The following is a 3,280-nucleotide window of genomic DNA, read 5'->3' on the forward strand; positions in this document are numbered from 1 at the left end:
AACACAGTGGACGCGAGCAACTGAGGACAAGCCCTCGGCCTATTAGTACCGGTCACCTCCACCCATTACTGGGCTTCCAGATCCGGCCTATCAACCCAGTCGTCTACTGGGAGCCTTACCCCATCAAGTGGGTGGGAATACTCATCTCGAAGCAGGCTTCCCGCTTAGATGCTTTCAGCGGTTATCCCTCCCGAACGTAGCCAACCAGCCATGCCCTTGGCAGAACAACTGGCACACCAGAGGTTCGTCCGTCCCGGTCCTCTCGTACTAGGGACAGCCCTTCTCAATATTCCTGCGCGCGCAGCGGATAGGGACCGAACTGTCTCACGACGTTCTAAACCCAGCTCGCGTACCGCTTTAATGGGCGAACAGCCCAACCCTTGGGACCGACTCCAGCCCCAGGATGCGACGAGCCGACATCGAGGTGCCAAACCATCCCGTCGATATGGACTCTTGGGGAAGATCAGCCTGTTATCCCCGGGGTACCTTTTATCCGTTGAGCGACGGCGCTTCCACAAGCCACCGCCGGATCACTAGTCCCGACTTTCGTCCCTGCTCGACCCGTCGGTCTCACAGTCAAGCTCCCTTGTGCACTTACACTCAACACCTGATTGCCAACCAGGCTGAGGGAACCTTTGGGCGCCTCCGTTACTCTTTAGGAGGCAACCGCCCCAGTTAAACTACCCATCAGACACTGTCCCTGATCCGGATCACGGACCCAGGTTAGACATCCAGCACGACCAGACTGGTATTTCAACGACGACTCCACCCGAACTGGCGTCCGAGTTTCAAAGTCTCCCAGCTATCCTACACAAGCCGAACCGAACACCAATATCAAACTGTAGTAAAGGTCCCGGGGTCTTTCCGTCCTGCTGCGCGAAACGAGCATCTTTACTCGTAGTGCAATTTCACCGGGCCTATGGTTGAGACAGTCGAGAAGTCGTTACGCCATTCGTGCAGGTCGGAACTTACCCGACAAGGAATTTCGCTACCTTAGGATGGTTATAGTTACCACCGCCGTTTACTGGCGCTTAAGTTCTCAGCTTCGCCACCCCGAAGAGTGACTAACCGGTCCCCTTAACGTTCCAGCACCGGGCAGGCGTCAGTCCGTATACATCGCCTTACGGCTTCGCACGGACCTGTGTTTTTAGTAAACAGTCGCTTCTCGCTGGTCTCTGCGGCCACCCCCAGCTCACGGAGTAAATCCGATCACCAAGCGTGGCCCCCCTTCTCCCGAAGTTACGGGGGCATTTTGCCGAGTTCCTTAACCATAGTTCACCCGAACGCCTCGGTATTCTCTACCTGACCACCTGAGTCGGTTTAGGGTACGGGCCGCCATGAAACTCGCTAGAGGCTTTTCTCGACAGCATAGGATCATCCACTTCACCACAATCGGCTCGGCATCAGGTCTCAGCCTTAATGTGCGACGGATTTGCCTATCGCACGGCCTACACCCTTACCCCGGGACAACCACCGCCCGGGATGGACTACCTTCCTGCGTCACCCCATCACTCACCTACTAACCGCTTGGGCCGGCGGCTCCACCACTTTCCTTTCCCCGAAGGGTCCGGAACGGCTTCACGGCCTTAGCATCACGATGCTCGATGTTTGACGCTTCACAGCGGGTACCGGAATATCAACCGGTTATCCATCGACTACGCCTGTCGGCCTCGCCTTAGGTCCCGACTTACCCTGGGCAGATCAGCTTGACCCAGGAACCCTTAGTCAATCGGCGCAAACGTTTCTCACGTTTGTATCGCTACTCATGCCTGCATTCTCACTCGTGAACCGTCCACCACTGCCTTCCGGCGCAGCTTCACCCGGCACACGACGCTCCCCTACCCATCACAGCACCCGTTGGGGCTTATTGCTGCAATGACACGACTTCGGCGGTACGCTTGAGCCCCGCTACATTGTCGGCGCGGAATCACTAGACCAGTGAGCTATTACGCACTCTTTCAAGGGTGGCTGCTTCTAAGCCAACCTCCTGGTTGTCTGTGCGACTCCACATCCTTTCCCACTTAGCGTACGCTTAGGGGCCTTAGTCGATGCTCTGGGCTGTTTCCCTCTCGACCATGGAGCTTATCCCCCACAGTCTCACTGCCGCGCTCTCACTTACCGGCATTCGGAGTTTGGCTAAGGTCAGTAACCCGGTAGGGCCCATCGCCTATCCAGTGCTCTACCTCCGGCAAGAAACACACGACGCTGCACCTAAATGCATTTCGGGGAGAACCAGCTATCACGGAGTTTGATTGGCCTTTCACCCCTAACCACAGGTCATCCCCCAGGTTTTCAACCCTGGTGGGTTCGGTCCTCCACGAAGTCTTACCTCCGCTTCAACCTGCCCATGGCTAGATCACTCCGCTTCGGGTCTTGAGCGTGCTACTGAATCGCCCTATTCGGACTCGCTTTCGCTACGGCTTCCCCACCCGGGTTAACCTCGCAACACACCGCAAACTCGCAGGCTCATTCTTCAAAAGGCACGCAGTCACGAGATACGTGCAAGCACGTATCCGACGCTCCCACGGCTTGTAGGCACACGGTTTCAGGTACTATTTCACTCCGCTCCCGCGGTACTTTTCACCATTCCCTCACGGTACTATCCGCTATCGGTCACCAGGGAATATTTAGGCTTAGCGGGTGGTCCCGCCAGATTCACACGGGATTTCTCGGGCCCCGTGCTACTTGGGTGTCTCTCAAACGAGCCGCTGATGTTTCGACTACGGGGGTCTTACCCTCTACGCCGGACCTTTCGCATGTCCTTCGCCTACATCAACGGTTTCTGACTCGCCTCACAGCCGGCAGACTGTGAAAGAGAGATCCCACAACCCCGCATGCGCAACCCCTGCCGGGTCTCACACGCATACGGTTTGGCCTCATCCGGTTTCGCTCGCCACTACTCCCGGAATCACGGTTGTTTTCTCTTCCTGCGGGTACTGAGATGTTTCACTTCCCCGCGTTCCCTCCACATACCCTATGTGTTCAGGTATGGGTGACAGCCCATGACGACTGCCGGGTTTCCCCATTCGGAAACCCCCGGATCAAAGCCTGGTTGACGACTCCCCGGGGACTATCGTGGCCTCCCACGTCCTTCATCGGTTCCTGGTGCCAAGGCATCCACCGTGCGCCCTTAAAAACTTGGCCACAGATGCTCGCGTCCACTGTGCAGTTCTCAAACAACGACCAACCACCCGTCACAACCTGCCGAAACAGATTTTTACCGGGGTCGGCACTGAAGGCAGCCATACGGCCGTACCCTCAGATACCCAACAACGTGCCC

Annotated in this window: 1 rRNA gene; it reads right to left on the reverse strand. The window is 56.9% G+C overall.

Annotated features, from left to right (window positions below):
• Positions 1–22: 22 nt before the first annotated feature.
• Positions 23–3,144 (reverse strand): 23S ribosomal RNA (locus FNH09_RS45610).
• Positions 3,145–3,280: the final 136 nt, after the last annotated feature.

It is taken from the genome of Streptomyces adustus (assembly GCF_009377175.1).
Lineage (GTDB): Bacteria > Actinomycetota > Actinomycetes > Streptomycetales > Streptomycetaceae > Streptomyces > Streptomyces adustus.